This is a genomic window from Promicromonospora sp. NPDC050880, from assembly GCF_044456525.1.
In the GTDB taxonomy this organism is placed as follows: domain Bacteria; phylum Actinomycetota; class Actinomycetes; order Actinomycetales; family Cellulomonadaceae; genus Promicromonospora.
In genome coordinates, this window is sequence record NZ_JBITFV010000003.1 from 403363 (window position 1) to 425333 (window position 21971).

General features: G+C 74.3%; 17 protein-coding genes. 13 read left to right on the forward strand and 4 right to left on the reverse strand.

Annotated elements, in window-relative coordinates; translation table 11 throughout:
- Nucleotides 1–108 precede the first annotated feature (108 nt).
- The gene (locus tag ACIBBF_RS08515; protein WP_397412450.1) at nt 109–924 is read right to left on the reverse strand and encodes a hydrolase; all 816 of its coding nucleotides are present in this window, start codon (nt 922–924) and stop codon (nt 109–111) included.
- Between the two features lie 143 nt (nt 925–1067).
- On the opposite strand from ACIBBF_RS08515, the gene ACIBBF_RS08520 reads away from it, so the two are divergent.
- Both ACIBBF_RS08520 and ACIBBF_RS08525 read left to right on the forward strand, forming a co-directional pair.
- Nucleotides 1068–2588, forward strand: coding sequence for a sensor histidine kinase (locus ACIBBF_RS08520; protein WP_397412452.1), 1521 nt, complete (start codon nt 1068–1070; stop codon nt 2586–2588).
- Nucleotides 2585–3331 carry a response regulator gene (locus ACIBBF_RS08525; RefSeq protein ID WP_397412454.1) on the forward strand — a complete coding sequence of 249 codons (747 nt, stop codon included), beginning with the start codon at nt 2585–2587 and terminating at the stop codon, nt 3329–3331. The genes ACIBBF_RS08520 and ACIBBF_RS08525 overlap by 4 nt, the downstream gene beginning before the upstream one ends.
- Before the next feature lie 291 nt (nt 3332–3622).
- Here ACIBBF_RS08525 and ACIBBF_RS08530 read toward each other — a convergent pair whose 3' ends face one another.
- Complete coding sequence (locus ACIBBF_RS08530) at nt 3623–4375, reverse strand: hypothetical protein (protein ID WP_397412456.1); 753 nt, start codon at nt 4373–4375, stop codon at nt 3623–3625.
- A 345-nt stretch (nt 4376–4720) separates the two neighbouring features.
- Here ACIBBF_RS08530 and ACIBBF_RS08535 point away from each other — a divergent pair, with 345 nt between their 5' ends.
- Genes ACIBBF_RS08535 through ACIBBF_RS08570 form a run of 8 tightly spaced genes read left to right on the forward strand, consistent with a single transcriptional unit; the run spans nt 4721 to nt 15540 of the window.
- Nucleotides 4721–5620, forward strand: coding sequence for an ABC transporter ATP-binding protein (locus tag ACIBBF_RS08535; RefSeq protein WP_397412458.1), 900 nt, complete (start codon nt 4721–4723; stop codon nt 5618–5620).
- On the forward strand, nt 5617–6858 hold the full coding sequence (locus ACIBBF_RS08540) for an ABC transporter permease (protein WP_397412460.1): 1242 nt from the start codon (nt 5617–5619) through the stop codon (nt 6856–6858). Before ACIBBF_RS08535 ends, ACIBBF_RS08540 begins: the two co-directional genes overlap by 4 nt.
- On the forward strand, nt 6855–8636 hold the full coding sequence (locus ACIBBF_RS08545; RefSeq protein WP_397412462.1) for a PQQ-binding-like beta-propeller repeat protein: 1782 nt from the start codon (nt 6855–6857) through the stop codon (nt 8634–8636). The genes ACIBBF_RS08540 and ACIBBF_RS08545 overlap by 4 nt, the downstream gene beginning before the upstream one ends.
- Before the next feature lie 30 nt (nt 8637–8666).
- On the forward strand, nt 8667–10304 hold the full coding sequence (locus tag ACIBBF_RS08550) for a hypothetical protein (protein ID WP_397412464.1): 1638 nt from the start codon (nt 8667–8669) through the stop codon (nt 10302–10304).
- Between the two features lie 51 nt (nt 10305–10355).
- Nucleotides 10356–12086, forward strand: a complete 1731-nt coding sequence (locus ACIBBF_RS08555) for a PQQ-binding-like beta-propeller repeat protein (RefSeq protein ID WP_397412465.1) — start codon at nt 10356–10358, stop codon at nt 12084–12086.
- A gap of 32 nt (nt 12087–12118) precedes the next feature.
- Nucleotides 12119–13786 carry a PQQ-binding-like beta-propeller repeat protein gene (locus ACIBBF_RS08560; RefSeq protein ID WP_397412467.1) on the forward strand — a complete coding sequence of 556 codons (1668 nt, stop codon included), beginning with the start codon at nt 12119–12121 and terminating at the stop codon, nt 13784–13786.
- A gap of 47 nt (nt 13787–13833) precedes the next feature.
- The gene (locus ACIBBF_RS08565; protein WP_397412468.1) at nt 13834–14619 is read left to right on the forward strand and encodes a deoxyribonuclease IV; all 786 of its coding nucleotides are present in this window, start codon (nt 13834–13836) and stop codon (nt 14617–14619) included.
- A 57-nt stretch (nt 14620–14676) separates the two neighbouring features.
- Nucleotides 14677–15540, forward strand: a complete 864-nt coding sequence (locus ACIBBF_RS08570; RefSeq protein ID WP_397412470.1) for an NAD-dependent epimerase/dehydratase family protein — start codon at nt 14677–14679, stop codon at nt 15538–15540.
- Nucleotides 15541–15547: 7 nt separating this feature from the next.
- Here ACIBBF_RS08570 and ACIBBF_RS08575 read toward each other — a convergent pair whose 3' ends face one another.
- Nucleotides 15548–16132, reverse strand: coding sequence for a TetR/AcrR family transcriptional regulator (locus ACIBBF_RS08575; protein WP_397412472.1), 585 nt, complete (start codon nt 16130–16132; stop codon nt 15548–15550).
- A gap of 120 nt (nt 16133–16252) precedes the next feature.
- Here ACIBBF_RS08575 and ACIBBF_RS08580 point away from each other — a divergent pair, with 120 nt between their 5' ends.
- Both ACIBBF_RS08580 and ACIBBF_RS08585 read left to right on the forward strand, forming a co-directional pair.
- A complete protein-coding gene (locus tag ACIBBF_RS08580; RefSeq protein WP_397412474.1) occupies nt 16253–16810 on the forward strand; it encodes a hypothetical protein in 558 nt (185 codons plus the stop codon).
- Nucleotide 16811: 1 nt separating this feature from the next.
- Complete coding sequence (locus ACIBBF_RS08585) at nt 16812–18254, forward strand: dihydrolipoyl dehydrogenase family protein (protein WP_397412476.1); 1443 nt, start codon at nt 16812–16814, stop codon at nt 18252–18254.
- A 21-nt stretch (nt 18255–18275) separates the two neighbouring features.
- On the opposite strand, the gene ACIBBF_RS08590 is transcribed toward ACIBBF_RS08585, so the two are convergent.
- On the reverse strand, nt 18276–19187 hold the full coding sequence (locus ACIBBF_RS08590) for a DNA/RNA non-specific endonuclease (protein WP_397412478.1): 912 nt from the start codon (nt 19185–19187) through the stop codon (nt 18276–18278).
- A 56-nt stretch (nt 19188–19243) separates the two neighbouring features.
- Between ACIBBF_RS08590 and ACIBBF_RS08595 the strand changes: the two genes are divergently transcribed.
- Nucleotides 19244–21970, forward strand: coding sequence for a phosphoenolpyruvate carboxylase (locus ACIBBF_RS08595; protein WP_397412480.1), 2727 nt, complete (start codon nt 19244–19246; stop codon nt 21968–21970).
- The last annotated feature ends 1 nt before the right edge of the window (nt 21971 follow it).

The following is a 21971-nucleotide window of genomic DNA, read 5'->3' on the forward strand; positions in this document are numbered from 1 at the left end:
CCGGGGGCGCGTGATCGGTAGAAGGTCAGGTGATCGGCAGCCCGGGCTACCGATCACCTGACCTTCTACCGATCACCCGGACCGGCACCGCCGGCACCCGAGCGCCCGTCACGTCAGGTGGTCGTACGTCCCGCTCGTCCACGCCGCATGCCGGTCCGCCGAGCGCAGCACCACCTCGCGGGCGTCGACCGGGATCACGCCCCGGAAGTTGTTGTAGAGCCGGTCGAACGCGAACCGGCTGACGTGGTGCGCCACCCGCTGCACCACCGGCCCCGACAGCGGGATCCGGTTGGGATAGCTACGCATGAACGACACCGACGTGCGGTCCGGGTTGGCGAAGATCGTGTCCCCGCTCAGCAGCACACCCCGGCCCCCGGCACCGGGAGCCCAGTGCGCCACGGCGGACCCCGGGAAGTGCCCACCCGGCTGACTCAGCGTGACCCCGGGCAGGATCTCCCGGTCCCCCTTCCACAGCTCCACGGCCTCGTCGGTGCGGGCGAGCCAGCTCGCGTCCGCCTCGCTGACCAGCACAGGGACACCGCCCAGGCGCCGGCTCCACTCGACCTGCACCCCGTACATGTGCGGGTGGCTGGCCACGATGTACGCCAGCCCGCCCAGGTCCCGCACCGCGGCCACGGCCTCGTCGTCCAGGTAGCCGGGCACGTCGAACATCAGGTTCCCGCCCGCGGTGCGCACGACCTTCGCCGTCGGGCCGATGCCCACGTCCGGCACCGTCGTCAGACCGAACAGATCCGGCTCCAGCTCCTCCACGGCGATGCTCTGCCCCTGGGCCGCGAGCTCCTCCAGGGTGGTCCAGTGCTGGCCGTCGGCGGGCACCCACTGACGCTCGTCGGCGCAGACGGCGCACACCTCGGGACGGGACTCGTGCTCCACGCCGCAGGTGCGGCAGATCCAGAACGTCATCGGACGGCTCCCCTTCGTCGGGCTGATGGTCGCCACGATGCGGCACCCGGGCGGTGGTGTCCAGCATGTTCGGCGTCGGCCCGTGGCCACTTCTCCGCCTCCAGGCGGAAGCGCCGGCGCTCGCGGGTTCCTAGGCTGGGGCCATGTCCGACGCACCACCGCAGCCCGAGGACGGGCGGTCCGCCGCGCCGCCCGTCGCACCGCGCCCCGACGACGGCGTGGCCGCCCGCGTGCTCGACTGGTTCGGCGTCGACTCCGACTGGGAGCGGCTGCCCGCGGGCCGCGACGCCTACCGGCGGGACCTGCTGCTGGGCGCAGGCTTCGCCGTGCTGGCGGCCGTCTCGGTCGAGCTGGGCCGCAGCATGGGCCTCTTCGACGAGGTGCGGGAGCCGCTGTGGCTGATCTTCCTGCTGGGCGTGGTCAGCATGGTGCCGCTGGCGTGGCGCCGGCGCTATCCGCTGGTGTCGCTCGTGGTCGTGTACGCCTTGTGGTTGGGCATCGGGCTGACGATTCCCCAGATCACGGTGCTCATGCCCATGCAGATCATGTACTTCGTGGCCCTGTTCACCGCGCTCGCGTGGGCGCGCGACCGCCGGGCGATGCTCGTGGTGGTCAGCGCCTGCGTGCTCGCGATGTTCACGTGGCTCATCTGGATGTTCGCCGTGCAGCAGGGCGTCGAGACCATCGTGCAGGACTATCCGACGCGCGCCGACTGGCCGGGCGCGATCGAGCCGTACCTCGCCAACGCTGTCTACCAGATCGTCGTGAACATCGCGTTCTTCGGCGGTGCGGTGGTGGCCGGGCAGATGCAGTGGAACGCGGCCCGGCGGCGCGAGCAGCTCGCCGACCAGGCGGTCACCATCGAGAAGCAGGCGGACGCCCTCACGGACCAGGCCGTCGTGGCCGAGCGGGTGCGCATCGCGCGCGAGCTGCACGACGTCGTGGCGCACCACGTGTCCGTGATCGGGATCCAGGCGGCGGCCGCGCGCCGCGTCCTGGGCCGCGACCCCGAGCTGGCCGCCGAGGCCCTCGTCACCATCGAGCGGGAGTCGCGCGAGGGCGTCGCACAGATGCGCACCCTGGTGGGCACGCTGCGCGCGGTGCCCGACGGCGACACGCACGGCGCCTCGCGGGCCCCCGAACCGGGCCTTGCCGACCTCCCGGCCCTGACGGCAGCAGACCACGACGGCCTCGACACCACGTTCCGCCAGGTCGAGGAGCCGCCGGGTGTCACGGCCGCGGTGCCCGACCCGATGGGGCTGAGCCTGTACCGCACCGCGCAGGAGGCGATGGCGAACGTGCGCAAGCACTCGACGGCGCGGTCCGCGACGGTGACGCTCCGGGTGGTCCGCGACGGCGCCGACGCGTCCGACCAGCGGTTCGCGCACGGTTTCGCCGAGGTGGAGGTGCTCGACGACGGCCGGCCCCGCCGCGGGACGTCGGGGTCGGGGCTCGGGCTGCTCGGGATCCGGGAGCGGGCGGCGACCCACCAGGGCGTGGTGGAGATCGGGCCGCGCGCGACCGGAGGGTTCCGGGTGCGGATGCGGCTGCCGCTGCCGGCGCCCGACACAGCGGGCATGACGGGTGAGGCGGGTGCGGCCGATCAGGAGGGCGCGGTCGGGGGGCCCGGTCTCGCCGGGACCAGGTCGGAGGTGGCGCGATGACGCGCGTGCTGCTGGTCGACGACCAGGCGCTGGTGCGCTCGGGCTTCTCCCTCATCCTCTCGGTGGAGGACGACGTCGAGGTGGTCGGCCAGGCCGGTGACGGCGCCGCCGCGATCGAGCTGGCCCGGGAGCTGCGGCCCGACGTCGTGCTCATGGACGTGCAGATGCCCGTCATGGACGGCATCGAGGCCACCCGCCGGATCGTCGCGGAGGACCTGGCGAAGGTGCTGGTGCTCACGACGTTCGACCACGACGAGTACGTGTTCGACGGGCTCGCCGCAGGGGCCTCGGGGTTCCTGCTGAAGAACTCGGACGCGGAGCACCTCGTGGACGCCGTGCGGACGGTGGCCGCCGGGCACGCGCTCCTCGCCCCGCAGATCACACGGCGCGTGATCGAGCAGATGGTGGCCGGGGAACGTCAGCCGGCGGACGGTTCGGCGGTGCCGGGCGGGAGCCCAGGCGGAGGCCCGGTCGGGACGGCCTACGCCGGAGGACCGGCCCGGCCTGCGGGGAACCGGGGCGCGAGCCCGGCCGCGGTCCCCGCGGGCCTCGCGCTCCTCACCCCGCGCGAGCGGGAGGTGCTGGAGCTCGTGGGCACCGGCCTGTCGAACGGCGAGATCGCGTCGACCCTGTACCTCGGTGAGGCGACGGTGAAGACGCACGTCTCGAACGTGCTGGCCAAGCTGCACCTGCGCGACCGGGTCCAGGCGGTGGTGCTGGCGCACCGGGCGGGCCTGGTGTGAGCGGTCAGCGGATCGCGTAGAACGGATGCCGCCGACCGCCGACATCGGTGCGGATGTCAGCGGTCGACGACACGTGTCCCCGATGCCTGTGCCGATGTGGTCGACGACGGAGCGGCGATCGGTGGCGCGGAAGGTCACGGCGGTATTTCCCGGCCCGGTGAACAGATCACGTCGATCTGACCGATTTGCCTATCTACGCGTGAGCCCTCGACAAAGGGAGGAATGCGCGCTGAAGCGAGAGGCGAGAAACGCCCCTCGCTTCAATTCCGGAGAACCGGACTATTTAGCGCATTACGCCGAAGGGCTCGCCGAGGGTTCCGGCGTGGTGCCCGGCGTGCTCCCGTCCGTGGGCGGGTCCGACGGCTCCGGCGACGGCTCGGTCGACGGCTCCGGGGTGGGCTCCTCGGACGGCTGGGTCGGCTCCGGCGTCGGCTCCTCGGACGGCGGCGTCGTCGGCTCCTCCGACGGCGGGTCCGTGGGCTCCGGCTCTGGCGTCGGGGTCGGCGTCGGCTCCGGAGTGGGCGTCGGGGTCGGCTCCGGCGTCGGCTCGGGAGTCGGCGTCGGGCTCGGCGTGGGCGACGTCGACGGCGGAGGCGTCTGCGTGGGCGGCGGCGTCGTCGGGTGGACGGGCCGCGGCGTGACGGTGGTCGGCGGCGTCGGCCCGGCGGGGGTCGGCGCGGAGCCGTTGCCGAAGTCGATGCCCGGCAGCGGGGCGTGGGTGAACGAGCTGCCCGGGGTGGCGGGCCGGTCGGCCATGTGCCGCGGCACGTACTCCTGGGCGGGCGGGGTGTAGGTGAAGGGGCTCGGCTGCGCGTCCGGCCTGGAGCGCACGTCGACCGTGCCCTTCTCCCCGGGCTGGGCGGCAGGGTCGCGCTTCACCATCATCGGCGGCATGCCCTGCAGCACGTCGGGCAGCGCGGCCGGCGCGGCCGTCGTGTCCCGGTCCTGCGACTGCCCGGACGGCTGCACGGCCACGGCACCAACGATCCCCGCCGTCAGCACCATGGCCGCGGCTGTTCCTGTGACGATCAGACGGTTGCGCACGCTTAGCTCCCCCTGCGGGTTCAATGACTGCGAGACGTCCTCCGGAGAGCGGTGCTCATTCGTCCGTGGACGGGATGTCGAACCATTCAGCGCCGCGCACACTTCTCGCGACGTTCCGCTGGGGACAATACGTGGCAGAACGGCATCGGCAACCGGGGCCTGTAATACCAGGTCAATGCAGGTGCAAGAACTCCGCGCGGCAGAATCGGCGCTGCGAAATGTCGTTCTTCAGGCTTTTCTCCAGCGACTTCGGCCACGCCGCCGGCGGCGGCCCGCCCCGAGGCGGAGACGGGTCCGCCTCGCGGCGGATCCCCTGCCCGCACCAGGCCACCTAGCGTGGCCGCCATGAGCGATCTGGAGGTGCGGGACCTGACCCGCGTGTTCGCCTCGGGCGGCACACCCCGGCGCGCCGTGGACGGCGTCAGCTTCACGGCGGCGTCGGGCCTGCTCACGGGCTTCGTCGGGGGCAACGGCGCGGGCAAGACGACGACCATGCGGATGATCATGGGAGTCCTGGCGATCACCTCGGGCGAGGTGTTGTTCGACGGCGACCCGGTCACCCGGGCGGACCGCCGCCGGTTCGGTTACATGCCCGAGGAGCGGGGCCTCTACCCGAAGCAGCCCGTGCTGGACCAGCTCGTCTACCTCGCACGGCTGCGCGGCATCGCACCCGGGGCCGCCCGGCGGGAGGTGCTGGAGCACCTCGACCGGCTGGGGCTCGCGGACCGCGCCAAGGAGCACGTCGAGAAGCTCTCCCTCGGCAACCAGCAGCGCGTCCAGATCGTCGCGGCGATCATGGGCGAGCCGCAGGCGCTGGTCCTGGACGAGCCGTTCAGCGGTCTCGACCCCGCAGCCGTCGACGCGATGGCCGACCTCTTGCGCGAGCACACCCGCCGCGGTGTGCCCGTCCTGTTCAGCTCGCACCAGCTCGACCTCGTGGAGCGCCTGTGCGAGCGCCTGGTCATCCTCGGCGGGGGCCGGGTGCTCGCGAACGGCACCCCTGACGCGCTGCGCTCCCAGGGCGTGACGCGGCACCGTCTGGTGCTGTCCGGCGACGCGGGCTTCGTCCGGGAGGTGCCGGGAGTGCGCGCCGTCGACGTGGACGGCTCGACCGCGCTCCTCGAGGTGGACGACGACGCCGCCGCGACCCGGCTCCTGGCCGCCGCCCTGGACCGCGGTGCCGTCCAGGAGTTCTCCCCCGTCCGGCCGACGCTGGCCCAGATCTACCGTGAGGTGACCGCATGAGCCGGAGGGACGACGGCGTGCGCAACGCCTGGATGGTCGTGGCCACGCGCGAGATCGTCGTGCGAGCGCTCAACAAGGGCTTCCTGATCGGTCTCCTCGTGACGATCGCGCTGATCGGCGGGCTCATCGGCTTCTCCGCCTACATGGAGAACCGCGCCGAGTCGTTCGACGTCGCGGTCGTGGCCGGGGACGATGACGCCGCCGCTGCCCTCCAGGCCGCGGCCGAGGGGCGTGGCACGACGGACGAGCCGGACCAGGAACCGGACGACACGGTCGGGCTGACCGTGGTGCGCGTGGCCGACGCGGACGCGGCCGAGGCAGCCCTGCAGGACGAGACCGCGGACGCGTGGCTCAGTTCCGGCACGCCCGGCAGCCCCGGCTGGACCCTGTCCGGCTGGCGCGAGCCCGACGGCACCCTCGCCCGGCTCATCGGGACCGCGGTACGCGACCAGGTGCTGACCGACCGGGCCGCCGACGCCGGGACCACCGTGGACGCGCTGACGGCGGGCAGCGAGGTCGAGACCGAGCGCCTCGACGGCAACCCCGTGGACCCCCAGGTCGCCCTCGTGGCCGGGTTCCTGCTCGCGTTCCTGTTCTTCATGGGCGCCGTGGGCTCCGGCTCGATGATCGCGGGCAGCGTGATCGAGGAGAAGCAGTCCCGGCTGGTCGAGATCATCGCGACCGCCGTGCCGCTGCGGCAGCTCCTGGCGGGCAAGATCGTCGGCAGCTCGGTGATCGCGCTCGGGCAGAACCTGGTGCTCGCCGCCGTCGGGCTCGTCGGGGCCTCGTTCACGGACCTGTCGGCGATCCTCCCGTCGATGACCGCCACCATGCTGTGGTTCGTCGTGTTCTTCACCGTCGGGTTCGTCGCGGTGGCGGCCCTCTACGCGGTCGCCGGCTCGCTCGCGTCGCGCACCGAGGACCTCCAGTACACGACCAGCCCCCTGATGATGCTGCTCATGGGCGTGTACGTGGTCACGTTCTCGGCCGACGGCGTGCTGGAGCGCGTGCTGTCCTACATACCGCCCGCGTCGATCGTGTCGATGCCGGTGCGCGTCCTCGACGGCGACGCGCTCTGGTGGGAGCCGCTGGTCTCCCTCGCCATCCTCGTCGTGGCCACGCTCGGCGCGGTGCTGCTCAGCGAGCGTGCCTACCGCGGGGCGCTGATGCAGACCGGCGGCCGGGTCTCCTGGAGGTCGGCCATCGCCGCGGAGCGGGGCACTACCCTCGGGACGTGACCGAACGCACCCAGCACGACGACGCCGCGCCCGGGAGCCCCGACCCGAAGAAGGTGCACACCTTCGACCTGATCGACGAGGTGCCCGGGGTGTCCGCGGGCGCGGCCGGCCCGGACGACGCCGGCGACGAGCCCGTCGCCGAGCCGGACCCGGAGGAGGCCGCGCCGCGCGAGCCGGGCCGGGTGGCCCGGGCGGTCACGGCCGCCCGTGGTGCGGTGGGCCGGACGGCGCGGCGTGGTGCCGCTGCGGTCCGGCGGCGCGTGCCCGCGACCCGGCGCGGCCGCGTGCTGCTGGTGGGCGGCGTGGCGGCCGCCGTCGTGCTGGCGGTCGTGGCGGGGGCGCTGCTGGACGCGCAGCTGCGCCACCGCGACCTGATCGCCGCGCCGGGTGGCGTGCGGAGCCTGGCGGAGCGGCCGGCCGAGCAGTGGTCGATCGACCTCGACAACCCGATCGCCTCGACGCTGGTCGAGATGCCGGGTGTGCTCGCGGTGATCGCCGACGGGACGGTCCAGGGGGTCGACCCGGAGTCCGGTGCGGTGCGGTGGACGGTCGACGTCGGCGAGGGGGCTCGGTGCGGTCCGACGCCGTGGCTCGGCATCGGCGGCCCGGCGACGACGATGCCGGCCGACCCGCTGGTCTGCGTCACGACGTCGGAGGGCGGGCAGGCCGAGCAGGGCGTCACCGTCGTCGACGCGGACGGCGCCGTCACCACGCGGGAGCTGGACCCGGGCACCATCGTGCTGCCCGGTTCCGACGGTGCGCTGATCCGCCTGCAGCTCGCGGGTGACGGGCACGGTCCGGAGCCCGTGGTGGTCGACAAGGTGGGCACACCGCACCTCCCGAAGGGTTTCACCGCGCCGGACCTGACGGTCCGGGTCGAGGACGCCGTCACGGGGACGGAGCGCTGGAGCGCGACCGTCGCGTCCGGCAGGCCCGACCCCAACTACTGCCTCACCTACCACCAGGAGGTCGACGACGACTCCCCGACCCCCGTGCTCGACGTCGAGGGCGTGCTGAACGCGAACCTGCAGCAGGGCATCCTGGAGATCGAGGGCTGCGGTGTCTCGGCGGCCTTCCTGCTCGACGGCACGCGTCTCGACGACCCGGACGACGCCACCGACCTGACCGACGCGACCGCGGCCGGGCAGTTCACGGCCCTGCCCGGCGGCGGCTGGGTGGGGCCCGACCCGGCCGCCGGTCGGGTGGACGAGACCGGCCGGCCGAGCCAGGTGGTGCACCTGCCGGACGGTCGCACCGTCCCGCTCGACGGCCGGGTGCTCGTCCCGTGGTCCACCGACGGCCGCGACCCGGGGCTGCTGCTCGTCCGCGCCGGCGTGCACACCGAGGCGGTGTCCACCGACGAGCGCGACGCCGGGAGCAGGCTCTGGACGTCGTCGCCCCGGCTCCGGGCCACGGACCTGCTCGCGAGCGTCGGGGGTACCGCCGTGGTCGTGGACGAGCTCGGGCCGGTGCGCGCCGTCGACCTGGGCACGGGAGCGGTGCGCTGGACGCTCGACCCGGAGGTGCTGGGTTTCGAGGAGGGCGTGTGGGACGCGGCGTCGACCATCTTCGGGGCCTACACCGACGGTGACGTGCTGCTGCTGCCCGTGACCGCCGACCCGCAGGGCGGCGCGTCGGGGCTGCGCCTGGTCGCCGTCGACCTGCGCGACGGTTCGGTGCGCTGGGAGATCGAGCAGGAGACGCCCTACACCCAGATCGTCAGCGTGGACGGCTACCTGGCGCAGATCACGCAGCACGGCGTGGTGGGCCTCGGCTGACCGGGGGTGCGGCCCGGGTAGGCTCCCGGCATGTCGCGGCCGGACGAGCGGGAGCCTGTTGTCTTCGACCTGGTCGGGGGTGGTCCGGACGACGACGGTCCGGAGGGCTCGGGTGCACCGGCGGATGACGGTTCTGCCGTCGGCCGTCCGGCCGGCGGTGAGGGCGCGGACGCCGTCGGCGGATCCCCGGCCCGCCGCCGCCTCCCGCACCTGTCCCGGCGGACGTGGCTCCTCGCGGTGGCGGCGGCGGCCGTGGTGGCCGTCGCGCTGACCGCGGTCGACCTCGTGCGCGACCACCGGCGCGAGGACCTGATGCGGACGTCCGCGGTCGGTGTGGCATCCCTGGCAGACCCGCCGGAGGAGACCTGGACGGTCCCGTACGACGTGCCTTTCGGCAGCGCGGCCTTCGTGCACCAGCCGGTGGTTGTCATGGACGGCTTGCTGGTGCTGCTGCCGAGCGCCCTGCGGGACGTGTACCTCCAGGACCCCGCGACGGGTGAGACAGGCCCCGCCCCCGCAGGGTTCAGCGACGTGACCGCCGTGGACCCCGCCTCGGGAGCCGTGGCGTGGCGCGTGCCCCTGGGCGAGGACGCGGTGTGCGGGCCCACGGGGTACGACGCATCGGTCACGACGGACCGGCTGACCTGCCTCCAGGGTCCGGAAGACGCCCGGGAGGTGCTGACCGTGGAGCGCGACGGCGGCACGGGGGTGCGGTCCGCGGAGCTGGCCGGTGACGAGCGGGTGTTCCCGGGGCCGGAGGGCATGGTCGTCCGGGTGCGGCCGATCGAGGAGCCTGCCGGGTCCGAGGAGTGCGACGACCCGGCGGGCTGCGGGAACGGGACGCCCACCGCACGCCACGAGGTCCGGGTGGTCGCGGAGGACGCCGTGACCGGTGCCGAGCGCTGGACCGAGGACGTCGACCTGACCGCCCCGGACGGGGTGATCTGCAGGGACGCGAGCGATCCCGGGTCGGCACCCGTCGGGGACACCGAGGCGCTGCACGTCGCCGCGGGCACCGAGAGCGTCGTCGTGCAGGGGTGCGGCACCGACGCGACGCTGTCGACGGACGGGACCCGCCTGGACCTGGTGGCCGCGGAGGGCTCGGGGTCGCCGGCCTGGGTCACGGAGCTGGGTTCGGGGCGCTTCGCCGTGCAGACCGGTCCCGCGGGGATGACCGTCGTGGACGGCGCCGGACACGTGCTCGGCACCCTGGAGGGGCTGGTGCAGCCTGTCGCCGTCGCCCCGGACGCCCCCGACGACCTGTGGTTCGCCGGGCGCACGGGTGGCACCGGGTTCGACGCGGTCCGCGAGGACGGCTCGACGGCCTGGACCGAGCGCTCCGGGACGCGCGTACTGCTCGCGGCGCGGGACGTGGTGGTCATGGAGCGCGGGAGCCGGCTGATCGGTCTGGACCGCGACACCGGTGCGGAGCTCTGGGAGCGGGCCGGCGACGACACGTCGGGCCTGGCGAACTTCCGCACCGTGACGGACGGCGAGACGGTGGCCGGGGTGTACCTGCCCCCGGAGGGCGGCGGTGCGGGGGTGCTCGTCGCGGTCGGGCTCGCCACCGGCGCCGAGCGGTGGACCGTGCCGGTCACGGGCATGGTCGTCGCCGTCGGCGGCCACCTCGTCGAGGTCACCGCGGACGGGCTGCGCGGGCTGGGGTGACCTTCCGCGGAGGGGCTGTCCCGTGCGGCGGCCCGCACTACGCTCGGCCGCATGGCGCGCGACCCGGCGGAGGACGACGCGTTCGTCTTCGACCTGGTCGGGGACGACGCGCCAGCTGACGACGCGTCTGCCACGCCGGCCACCGGGGCACCCGGCACCGTCCACCCGGGATCCGGCACCGAGGACCCCGCAGCGCCGTCGGCGCCGGACGAGGCGGCCACCGACGCCGGCGTGCCCCCACCGTCGGACGGCCGCGGGCGCCGCCGTCGCCTGGCGGCCCAGCTCGCCGCGGCGCTGGCGATCGTGCTCGGCACGGGGCTCGCCGTCGACGGAGTGCGGGACCACGCGCGGATGGAGCGGATGCGGGACGTGCCGGGCGGGGTCGCGGACCTGTCGCAGCCGCTGACGCAGGCCTGGGCGTGGAGCGGGACGGTCGGGCCGGGCGAGAGCAGCGCCGACGTGGCGGTGCTCGGCGACGTGCTGGTCGTCGAGTCCGACGACGGCCTGGTCGCCCTGGACCCGGCGACGGGCGCGGTGGCCTGGACCGTCCCGCTCCGGGCCGACGCCGACTGCGGCCCGGTGGTGCCGCCGACCTCGACGGACCCGTCCACGCCGGCGCTGGTGTGCCTCCAGGGCACGGGCGCCGACCGGGAGGTGGTCGCCGTGGGGCCCGGCGGTGCGACGTCCGCCTCCCGGCCCCTGCCTGCCGCGGACGCCCGGCGCCACGGACTGCCCCACACCGGCCCCGACGGGACGCTGCTGCGCGCGCTCCGCGTGGGTCCGCCGTCGGCGGTGGACCCGGGCGACGCCCGGTGCACCGCGGCGGGCGAGTGCGCCGGGACCGTGGAGGCAGGGCGCGACCTGGTGCTCCGGGCGGAGGACGCGGCGACCGGAGCGGAGCGCTGGCGCGTGACTGTTCCGTTCCGGCCGGTGGACGCCACGCAGTGCACGCGCACCTTCGCCGCGTCCTGGGGCAGCTCGGAGACCCGGCTGGTCATCAGCGGTCAGCTCGCGCCCGACGCGTTCGGCGCGGGCGTCACGGCGGATCTCGTGGCAGTGCAGGGCTGCGGCATCCAGGCCGCCGTCACGCCGCACGGCACCGTGCTGGGGCCGTGGATCGAGCCGGGCCGGGGCGGTGTGACGGCCCTCGGCACCGGCTACGCCGTGACGAGGTTCGACGGCCTGCCCCGCTCCGTGCTGCTCACCGCGGACGGCGACGTGGCCGGCGAGATCACCGGGTACCCCCTGGCTCCCCGGGTGGCCGACGGGTCGCGACCCGCGACTGTGCTGGGGGTGGACGAGCCCGGCCGGCGCCTGCGCGCGTACGACGGCGACGGCACGCCGCGCTGGGACATCGCGCTGCAGTCGGGCGGACAGCAGTTCCTGGCGCAGGTCGGCGACACGGCGGTGGTCTCGACCGGGGCCGGCACGGTGCGCGGCCTGGACCTCGTCACCGGTGCGGAGCGCTGGTCGTGGGACGGCGCGGCGGAGCCGTCGGCCGCCGACGGCGGGTACTTCGGTACGGCCCACGTGTTCCAGGCCCTCACCGACGGCGAGACGGTGCTCCTGCTCACCGAGGGCGACTCGGGCGGCACGCACGGCCTCGTGGCCCTCGACGCGGGCACCGGTGCCGTGGTCTGGCAGCGCGTGGGCGGGGCGGCGGTCACCACGTTCGACCCGGCCGTCGGCGGCTCCGGCGAGCGGGGTGTGGTCGGCGGGCTGGTGGCGGTGGACGGCGTCCTGCTGGAGGTGACGCCGCGTGGCGTGCGGGGTTTCCAGTGAAACCGTGACCAGCCCGACATACCCTCGGTCGCATGGCACGTGATCCGGACCAGGGCGGCGCGTTCGTCTTCGACCTGGTGGACGACGGCGCGGACGACCCCCAGGTCTCGTTCGCCGGATCCGGCGCGGGCGGCGGACCGGGCGCGGAGCCCGAGCCGGACGGTTGCCCGGCAGGCGATGCGCCGCTCCGGGACCGGGAGCGGTACCTGCGGGTGCTCGGTCCGGTGGCAGCGGTGCTGGCCGTGGTGCTGGGTACCGGGCTCGCGGTCGAGGGCGTCCGCGACGGCGCCCGGATGGAGCGGATGCGCGACGTGCCCGGCGGTGTGGCGGACGTGTCCCGCCCGCTCGACGAGGCGTGGACGTGGGACGGCCCGGTCGGCTGGGCCGGCGCCACCGGGGACGACGTGTGGGGGACCGAGGCGGTGGTGCTCGGCGACCGGCTCGTGGTCCCGTCCGGGAACGACCTGGTGGCGCTGGACCCGGCGTCGGGCGACGTGGCCTGGACGGCGCGGCTCGGTGCGGACCCGGAGTGCGGGCCGCTGGGCTCGGCGGGCTGGGGTGCGGCGGTGGCCCGGCGGCTCGTGTGCCTGACGGGCGACGCGGCGGACCGGGTCGCCGTCGTCGTGGGCCCGGACGGGACGGTGTCGGCGGAGCGTGTGCTGGACCCCGCGGACACGGAACGGTACGGCCGTCCTCGGCCCGGTCCCGACGGGACGGTCCTGCGCGCCCAGCGGGTGGGGCCCGCGCCCGGTCCGCTGCCGGACGGCGCCGGGTGCGACGACATGGGGGAGTGCACCGGCACCGTCGAGGAGGGGCGCGACGTCGTGCTCCGCGCCGAGGACGCCGTCACCGGTGACGAGCGCTGGAACGTCACGATCCCCTTCCGGGCCACGCGCGCCGACCAGTGCGCGAACTGGGGCGGCGACTCCTGGGACGGGACGGTCAGCACCGGCCAGCTGAACGTCGAGGACTTCGGTGCCCAGGTCCAGGACCAGCTCGTCCAGGTGTACGGCTGCGGCGTCCAGTCCGCCGTGACGCCGGACGGGCTGGTGCTCGGCACCCGGATGGATCCGGGCTCGGGCGGCGTCGAGCGGCTGCGCAGCGGCGGGTACGCCGAGTACACGTTCGAGGGGGACCTGCGGACCGTGCTCCTCGACGCGGACGGCGAGCGGGTCGGCGAGGTCGAGGGATACGTGCTCGAGCCCCTCACCGTGACCGGGCCGGAGGCCCCGACGCTGATGTCCGCGGGCGGGCTGGGCACCCGGCTGGCGTCGTACGCGCTGGACGGCACCCCGCGCTGGGACGTGCCCGCGAGGGAGGGCGTGCAGCAGTTCCTGGCGCAGGTGGAGGGTACGGCGGTCATGCTGGCCGTGCCGGGCTCCGTGCTCGGGGTGGACCTCGCGACGGGGGCGGAGCGATGGACGTGGGACGGCGGCGATCCCGAGGGCTCGTCCACCGGCACCCTGTTCGTCTCGCGGGCCTTCACCGACGGGCGCTCGGTACTGCTGGTCGTCGAGGACGGCTCGGGGGCAGCGGGCCTGACGGCGCTCGACGCGGAGACCGGCGAGGTGGTGTGGGAGCGGCCCCCGGCGGCGGAGGACCTGACGGGCGACGTCTGGTCGGGCCCGGTCAGCGGGCTGCTGGCCGTGGACGGCAGCCTGGTCGAGGTCGTCTCGAGCGGCGCCCGTGGCCTGGGCTGACGCCGTCGCCCGCCGTCGTGTGGGTGAGCCGTTCTAGGGTGGGGGCCATGGTGAAGATCGGCGCGCACGTGGACCTGACCGACGCGATCGGGGCGGCGAAGGCGCTCGGCGCGGACACGGTGCAGGTGTTCCTGAGCGACCCGCAGGCATGGAAGGTCCCCGACCTGCCCTACGAGGGTGGCGCGGAGGCGCTCAAGGCCGACGCCGCCGCCGCGGGACTCGACCTGTACGTGCACGCGCCGTACGTGATCAACGTGGCCTCGACCAACAACCGGATCCGTATCCCGAGCCGCAAGCTGCTGCAGCAGATCATGGACGGTGCCGCCGCGGTGGGCGCCCGGGGCGTCGTGGTGCACGGAGGGCACGTCACCGCGAACGACGAGCCGGCCAAGGGCTTCGACAACTGGCGCAAGGCGATCGACGCGCTGGAGACCGACGTGCCGGTGCTCATCGAGAACACGGCGGGCGGCGACTACTCGATGGCGCGCCGCCTGGAGCGCATCGAGCAGCTCTGGGCTGCCGTGACCGCGGCGAACGGCGGGGACGACGTCGGGTTCACGCTCGACACCTGTCACGCGTGGGCCGGCGGCATCGACCTCGCGACGGCGGCCGACCAGATCCGTGCGATCACGGGCCGGATCGACCTGGTGCACGCCAACGACTCGCGCGACGTGGCGGGGTCCGGGGCCGACCGGCACATCAACTTCGGCCAGGGCCTCATCCCGGAGGACCTGCTGGTGGGCGTGATCGCGGCGGCGGGCGCACCCGTCATCTGCGAGACCAAGGGCGACATGGCCCCGGACATCGCCTGGCTCCGGGAACGCCTGGCTTGACCCGGCCCCGGCCCCCGGGCGTTGGTCGAGCCACGGAAGCCTGGCAGGATCGGACGCATGGCGACGGCGCAGCGGGTAGTGGTCACGGGCGCGAGCGGGAAGCTCGGCCGGTTCGTGGTGGAGCACCTGGCGGAGGCGGGGTACGCGGTGGCCGCGACCGACCGTGTGGCGCCCCCGCCGGGCAGCCCCGGCGACTTCACGGTGGCCGACCTGACGGACCTCGGCCAGGTCGTGGAGCTGCTGTCGGGCGTGGACGAACGGCGCCCGGCCGACGCCGTCGTGCACCTGTCGGCGATCCCCGCGCCCGGGCTGGCGACCAACGCCGCGACGTTCGGCAACAACGTGCCCAGCACCTACAACGTGCTGCGCGCCGCGCAGGTGGTGGGGATCCGGAACATCGTGACGGCCTCCTCCGAGACCGTGCTCGGCCTGCCGTTCGACGTACCGCCGCCGTACCTGCCGGTCGACGAGGAGTACGACGTGCTGCCGCAGTCCACCTACTCCCTCGGCAAGTCCCTGGAGGAGGAGATGGCCAGGCACTTCGCCCGCTGGGACCCGGAGCTCAAGGTCGCCGCGCTCCGGTTCTCCAACGTGATGACCCCGCAGGACTACGCCCGCTTCCCGTCCTGGCAGGACGACGCCCAGGCCCGGCGCTGGAACCTGTGGGGCTACATCGACGGCCGGGACGGTGCCCAGGCGGTGCGCCGTGCGCTGGAGGCGGAGTTCACGGGGTTCGAGGCGTTCGTGATCGCGAACGCCGACACGGTGATGGAGCGGGACTCGGCCGACCTCGCGGCCGAGGTCTTCCCGGACGTGCCGCACCGGCGCCCGATCGAGGGCCGGGAGACGCTCCTGGGCATCGACAAGGCCCGCCGCGTGCTCGGCTACGCGCCGGAGCACTCCTGGCGCTCGGAGCTCTGACCCGGCCCTAGCCGGCCGCGCGCTCCGCCGAGCCGATGACGGCCTGGCAGCTCCGCAGGAACGAGTCGGCGACCCGGCTGGGGTCGCCGAGGTAGCCGGCGACCATGATGCCGTCGCGCAGCAGCATGAGGTCCTCCGCGACGGCGGGCGGGTCGGCGAGCCCGAGCGGGGCGACGAGCCGTTCGAACGCGCCCGCCCACCAGGCCCGGTGGTCGTCCACGACCTTGCGCACCGGGGTGCCGGGGTCCGGGTACTCGGCGGCGGCGTTGATGAACGGGCACCCGCGGAAGCCGGGTTCGCACGCCATCGCGCCCGTGTGGCCGGCCATGAGGCGCAGCGTCGCGTCGACGTCGCCCGCCCCGTGCGTGATGGCCGCGTCGACGCCTGCGCGCTCCTGTGCCGCGCGGTGCTCCAGGTAGGCGACCACGAGGTCGTCCTTGGTCCGGAAGTGCCGGTAGAAGGTCACCTTCGTGGTGCCGGCGCGCTCGATGACCTTGTCGACGCTCACCGCGCGCAGCCCGTGCGCGTAGAACAGCTCGTTCGCCGCCTCGATCAGGCGGTCCCGGATGGACCCGTGCACGGTCGCGATCATACGTGGCTCCTCTCGTGGCCCCTTGCGCAGCGGGGGCGGGATGTGTACCGTCGGTCTCGGTAGAGTAACTAGTAAGTCTACCTAGACAGGCCGACAGCGGCCACCATCGAAGGGAAAGCCATGACGACCACCGCGGAATCCTCCGCAGCCACCGCGACCGCACTGCGGAACCTGTACTTCGTACGGTTCGGGTTCGCCATCGTCTGGGCGGTGCTGCTGTTCCTCACCGGGGCCTCGCTCGGACCGGTCAGCATCGCGCTGCTCGTGCTGTACCCGCTGTTCGACGTCGGCGCCGCCGTCGTCGACTTCCGCTCCTCGAAGGCCGCGCGGCCCACCGTCGGCCTGTACTTCAACATGGCGCTCAGCCTGCTCACGGCGATCGGCCTGGTCGTCGCGGTGACCTCGGGCATCCCCGCCGTGCTGCGCGTCTGGGGCGTCTGGGCGATCACCGCCGGCCTGGTGCAGCTCATCGTCGCGATCGCCCGGTACCGGCTCGGCGGTCAGTGGGCCATGATCCTCAGCGGCGGCATCTCCGTGTTCGCGGGCGCCGGCTTCTTCATGATGGCCGGCGGGCCGAACGCGATGCTGACGTCGCTGGCCGGGTACGCCACGCTCGGCGGCATCTTCTTCCTCGTCTCCGCGCTGCGCCTGAACCGCGTCGCCACGAAGGAGAGCTGAGATGACCGAGAACACCTTCGACGTCGTCGTCATCGGTGCCGGTCCCGTGGGCGAGAACGTGGCCGACCGGATCGTGCAGGGCGGCCTCACCGCCGCGATCGTGGAGAGCGAGCTCGTGGGTGGGGAGTGCTCGTACTGGGCCTGCATGCCCACCAAGGCCCTCCTGCGGGACGCCGCCGCGCTGCGCGCGGTCCGGGCACTGCCCGGCGCACGCGCCGCGGTGACCGGCGGGCTGGACGCGTCCGCCGTCCTGGCCCGCCGCGACGCGTTCGCCGCGCACTGGCACGACGACGGTCAGGTCGGCTGGCTCGAGGGCGCCGGGATCTCGCTGTTCCGGGGCGTGGGACGGATCAGCGCCGCGCGCACCGTCGAGGTGACCGGCGCCGACGGGGCCACGACGGTGCTCCGCGCGCGGCACGCCGTCGTCGTCGCGACCGGGACCAGTGCCCGCCTGCCCGAGATCCCCGGCCTGGCCGACGCCGCACCGTGGACCAGCCGTGAGGCCGCGTCCGCCCACGCTGTCCCCGGGCGCCTGGCCGTCATCGGCGGTGGTGTCGTGGGGGCCGAGATGGCCACCGCGTACGCGGCGCTGGGCGCGCAGGTCACGGTGATCGCCCGCGACGGCCTGCTGCCCGCCGCCGAGCCGTTCGCCCGTGACCTGGTGGCCGAGGAGCTCAAGGCGCAGGGTGTCGCCCTGCACCTGTTCGTCGGGCCGCAGCGGGTCGACCGGGACGACGCCGGGACGGTCCGCGTCACGCTGGCCGACGGCACCGTGCTGGAGGCCGACGAGGTGCTGGTCGCGACCGGTCGCACGCCGAACACGGCCACGGTCGGCCTGGACCACGTCGGGCTGACCCCGGGCGACTGGCTGCGCGTGGACGACTCGCTCCGGGTGCTCGACGGCGAGGGCGAGCCGGTCGGCGACGGCTGGCTCTACGCCGCGGGCGACGTGAACCGGCGGGTGCTGCTGACGCACCAGGGCAAGTACCAGGCCCGCGCGGTGGGCGACACGATCGTGGCCCGTGCCACGGGGAACCCCGTCGACCTCGCTCCGTGGGGCCGGCACGCGGCCACCGCCGACGAGCGCGCCGTACCGCAGGTGATCTTCACCGACCCGGAGATCGCGAGCGTGGGTCACACCGCTGCGTCCGCCAAGGCCGCCGGGCTGCGCATCCGCGCGGTCGAGTACGACCTCGGCGCCGTGGCCGGCGCCTCCCTGCACGCCGACGGGTACACGGGCCGGGCCGGCATGATCGTCGACGAGGACCGGAAGGTGCTGGTCGGCTTCACCGCCGTGGGCCCCGACGTGGCCGAGCTGCTCCACGCCGCCACGATCGCCGTCGCCGCGGAGGTGCCGATCGACCGCCTGTGGCACGCCGTCCCGGCGTACCCGACGGTGAGCGAGATCTGGCTCCGCCTGCTGGAGGCGTACGGCCGCTCGTGAGGCGCTCGTGCGTGGCCCGGGTCAGGGCAGGACGATCTGGTCCCGGGTCCGGATCTCCGACCACGCCCGGGCCCGGGGGAGCCGGTGGATCGTGATGTCGGTGGGCCGGGCGCCGGCCGGCGTCGGCGGCGGGACGGCGAGCACGTCGGCCCCGGGCAGCGGTCCCAGGTCGAGCCCGGTCAGGGCCGCGACGTCCCGCACCGGGACCTGGTAGGTCCGGAACGGGCCCAGCGGCGGGATGTCGTCCCGGGCCAGGGCCTGTGCCGTGATCTCGGAGAGGCGGGCGTCGTCGAGCTGGGGCGTCTGGTCCAGCACGAACGCGGTGGACAGCAGGGTGCGGCGCCCGGCGTCGTCCGGGCTGCCCGCCGCGTCGTGGGCGGGCCGGGGAGCCGGGCCGGCCCAGGCGACGACCTTCCAGAAGAGCCGCGGGATACGGACGCCGCGGTAGGGCGGGTCGTCGGCCGCGAACACCGGACCCGTCTGCACGGCGAGGCGGTGGTCGTGGGCGGCCGCGTAGGCCAGCACGTGGTCCTCCAGGCCGTTCCACAGCTCCTTGGACTGGTTGAACCTGTTCACCTGCGGCGCCGCGTTCGGGTAGGTGAAGGTGTCGTGGTTGGCGCGCGCGGCCGTCTCGGCGTCACCCCAGACGGGGTCGAGGCGGCGCACCAGGTGCCCGCGGTCCAGGGGGTTGCCCGCGTACAGCTCGCTGCCGGCCTGCTCGCCGGTCGGCACACGCCGGTCCAGGCGCCACCGGCCGGTGCGGCGCAGGGCCAGGAGGGCCGCGCCGTCGACCACGCAGGCGGTGGCCGCCGCGAGGCGGCGTGCCGGGTCCAGGAGCACGGAGAAGTGGGTGTAGTGCAGGACACGCAGGTCGGCGGGCGAGACGGGGAGCGGCACACGGAACCCGAGAAAATCTGCGTCGTAGCCGGTCACAGGCAGACAGCCAACCAGAGTCCGGTAGGTCATGACCAGACCAACAATCGGACACGATGAACGGGCATTGGCAATCTCGGCCTAGGCTCTGGCCCGTGAGTGAATCAACTCAGACCGTCCGTGGCAACGCCCGGCACGAGGTACCCGACCCGCTGCGCGAGGACGTGCGTCTGCTCGGCGGGCTGCTCGGCAGGATCCTCCGCGAGGACGGGGGCCAGGATCTCCTGGACGACGTCGAGCGGCTCCGCGAGCTGACCATCCGCGCCTACGGCGATCCGTCGCCGCACGCCCTCGACGAGGCCGCCGCCGTCGTGGCGTCCTTCTCCGTGGAGCGCGCCGAACAGGTCGCCCGCGCGTTCACCTGCTACTTCCACCTCGCGAACCTCGCCGAGGAGTACCACCGCGTCCGCGTGCTGCGCTCCCGCGAGGCCGAGACACGCACCGGCCCGGCGGTCCTGGAGGACACCATCCCCGCGGCGTTCGCGCGGCTCACCGAGGAGGTGGGCCGGGACGAGGCGCTGCGGCGGCTCGACGAGCTGGAGTTCCGGCCGGTCCTGACGGCGCACCCGACCGAGGCACGGCGCCGGGCGATCAGCGGGACCATCCGCCGGCTCTCGGACTTGCTCGCCGAGCGGGACACCCGCCGGCTGGGCGGGGTGACCCTCGCCGAGAACGAGCGGCGCATCCTCGCCGAGATCGACACCATGTGGCGCACCGCGCCCGTGCGGACCAGCAAGCCGTCGGTGATCGACGAGGTCAAGACCGTGATGGGCGTGTTCGACGCCGTCCTCGCGGACGTCTTCGGCGACGTCTACCGGCGGCTCGACGACTGGCTGCTGGCCGACGAGGCCGGCCGTGCGACGCCTGTCGCGAAGCCGTTCGTCAAGCTCGGCACCTGGATCGGCGGCGACCGCGACGGCAACCCGAACGTCACCGCCGAGATCACGCGCCAGGCGGCCACCCTCGCCTCGGACCACGCGCTCGCGGCGCTGGAGCGGCTCGCCGTCGAGACCGGCCGCAAGCTCACGCTCGACGCCGAGGGCACCACGCCGTCGTCGGGCCTGAACGCCCTGTGGCAGCGGATCCGCCAGATGTCGGAAGACGTCGCGCGGCGGGCCCAGGAGGCCTCGCCCAACGAGCCGCACCGGGCCGTCATGCTCGCGCTCGCCGAGCGTCTCGCCGCCACCCGGACGCGCAACGCCGACCTCGCCTACGCGAACGCCGAGCAGTTCGAGGCGGACCTGCTCGTGGTGCAGGCCTCCCTCGTGGCGGCGGGCGCGGCCCGTGCGGCCTACGGGGACCTGCAGCGGCTCGTCTGGCAGGTGCAGACCTTCGGGTTCCACCTCGCGGAGCTCGAGGTGCGGCAGCACTCGCAGGTGCACGCCGCAGCGCTCGACGAGATCCGCGAGCTCGGCGTCGACGGCGCGCTGAGCGACCGCACCCGCGAGGTGCTGGACACCTACCGCGCGCTCGGGGCCATCCAGCGCCGATTCGGGGAGCGGGCCGCGCGGCGCTACATCGTGTCGTTCACGCAGGCGCCCGAGCACCTCGCCGCCGTCTACGAGCTGGCCGCCCACGCCTTCGCGGACGACCCCGGCAGCGCACCCGTGATCGACGCGATCCCGCTGTTCGAGACCTTCGCGGACCTGCAGAACTCGGTGTCGATCCTGGACTCGATGCTCACGCTCCCCGCCGTGCAGAAGCGCCTGGCGGAGAACGGCCGGCGCGTCGAGGTCATGCTCGGCTACTCCGACTCGTCCAAGGACGTCGGACCGGTCGCGGCGACGCTCGCGCTGCACGACGCCCAGTCGCGCATCGCCGAGTGGGCGCGGTCCAACAACCTCACGCTCACGCTGTTCCACGGCCGCGGCGGCGCCCTCGGGCGCGGCGGCGGCCCGGCCAACCGCGCGGTGCTGGCCCAGCCGCCGCACTCCGTGGACGGCCGGTTCAAGCTGACCGAGCAGGGCGAGGTCATCCTGGCCCGGTACGGCGACCCGGTCATCGCGTCCCGGCACATCGAGCAGGTGGCCGCCGCGACGCTGCTCGCGTCCGCGCCGTCGGTCGAGGCCGTCAACGAGAGCGCGACGGCGAAGTACGCCGACCTGGCGGCGTCGCTCGACGCGGCCTCCCGGACCCGTTTCCACGAGCTCGTGAAGGCCGACAGGTTCCCGCAGTGGTTCGCGCAGGTCACGCCCCTGGAGGAGGTCGGCCTGCTGCCCATCGGGTCCCGTCCCGCCAAGCGCGGCCTCTCGGTGAACTCCCTCGACGACCTCCGCGCCATCCCGTGGGTGTTCTCCTGGTCGCAGGCCCGCATCAACCTCGCCGGCTGGTACGGCCTGGGCACGGCGCTCGCCGCGTGCGGTGACGTCGAGCTCCTGCAGTCGGCACGCACCGAGTGGCCGCTGTTCGCGACGCTCCTCGACAACGTGGAGATGTCGCTCGCCAAGACCGACGAGCGCATCGCCGCGCAGTACCTGGCGCTGGGCTCGCGCGACGACCTGGCCGAGATGGTGCTCGACGAGCTGCGCCTCACGCGCGAGTGGGTGCTGAAGATCAGCGGCAACGCCTTCCCCCTGGAGAGCAAGCGCGTGCTGGGGCGGGCCGTGCAGCTCCGCTCGCCGTACGTCGACGCCCTCTCGCTGCTCCAGGTCCGCGCCCTGCGCGGCCTGCGCACCGGGTCGGACGGCGGCTCCGCGGTGGACGGCGACTACGCCGGACGGCTGCAGCACCTGCTGCTGCTCACCGTGAACGGGGTCTCGGCGGGGTTGCAGAACACGGGGTGAC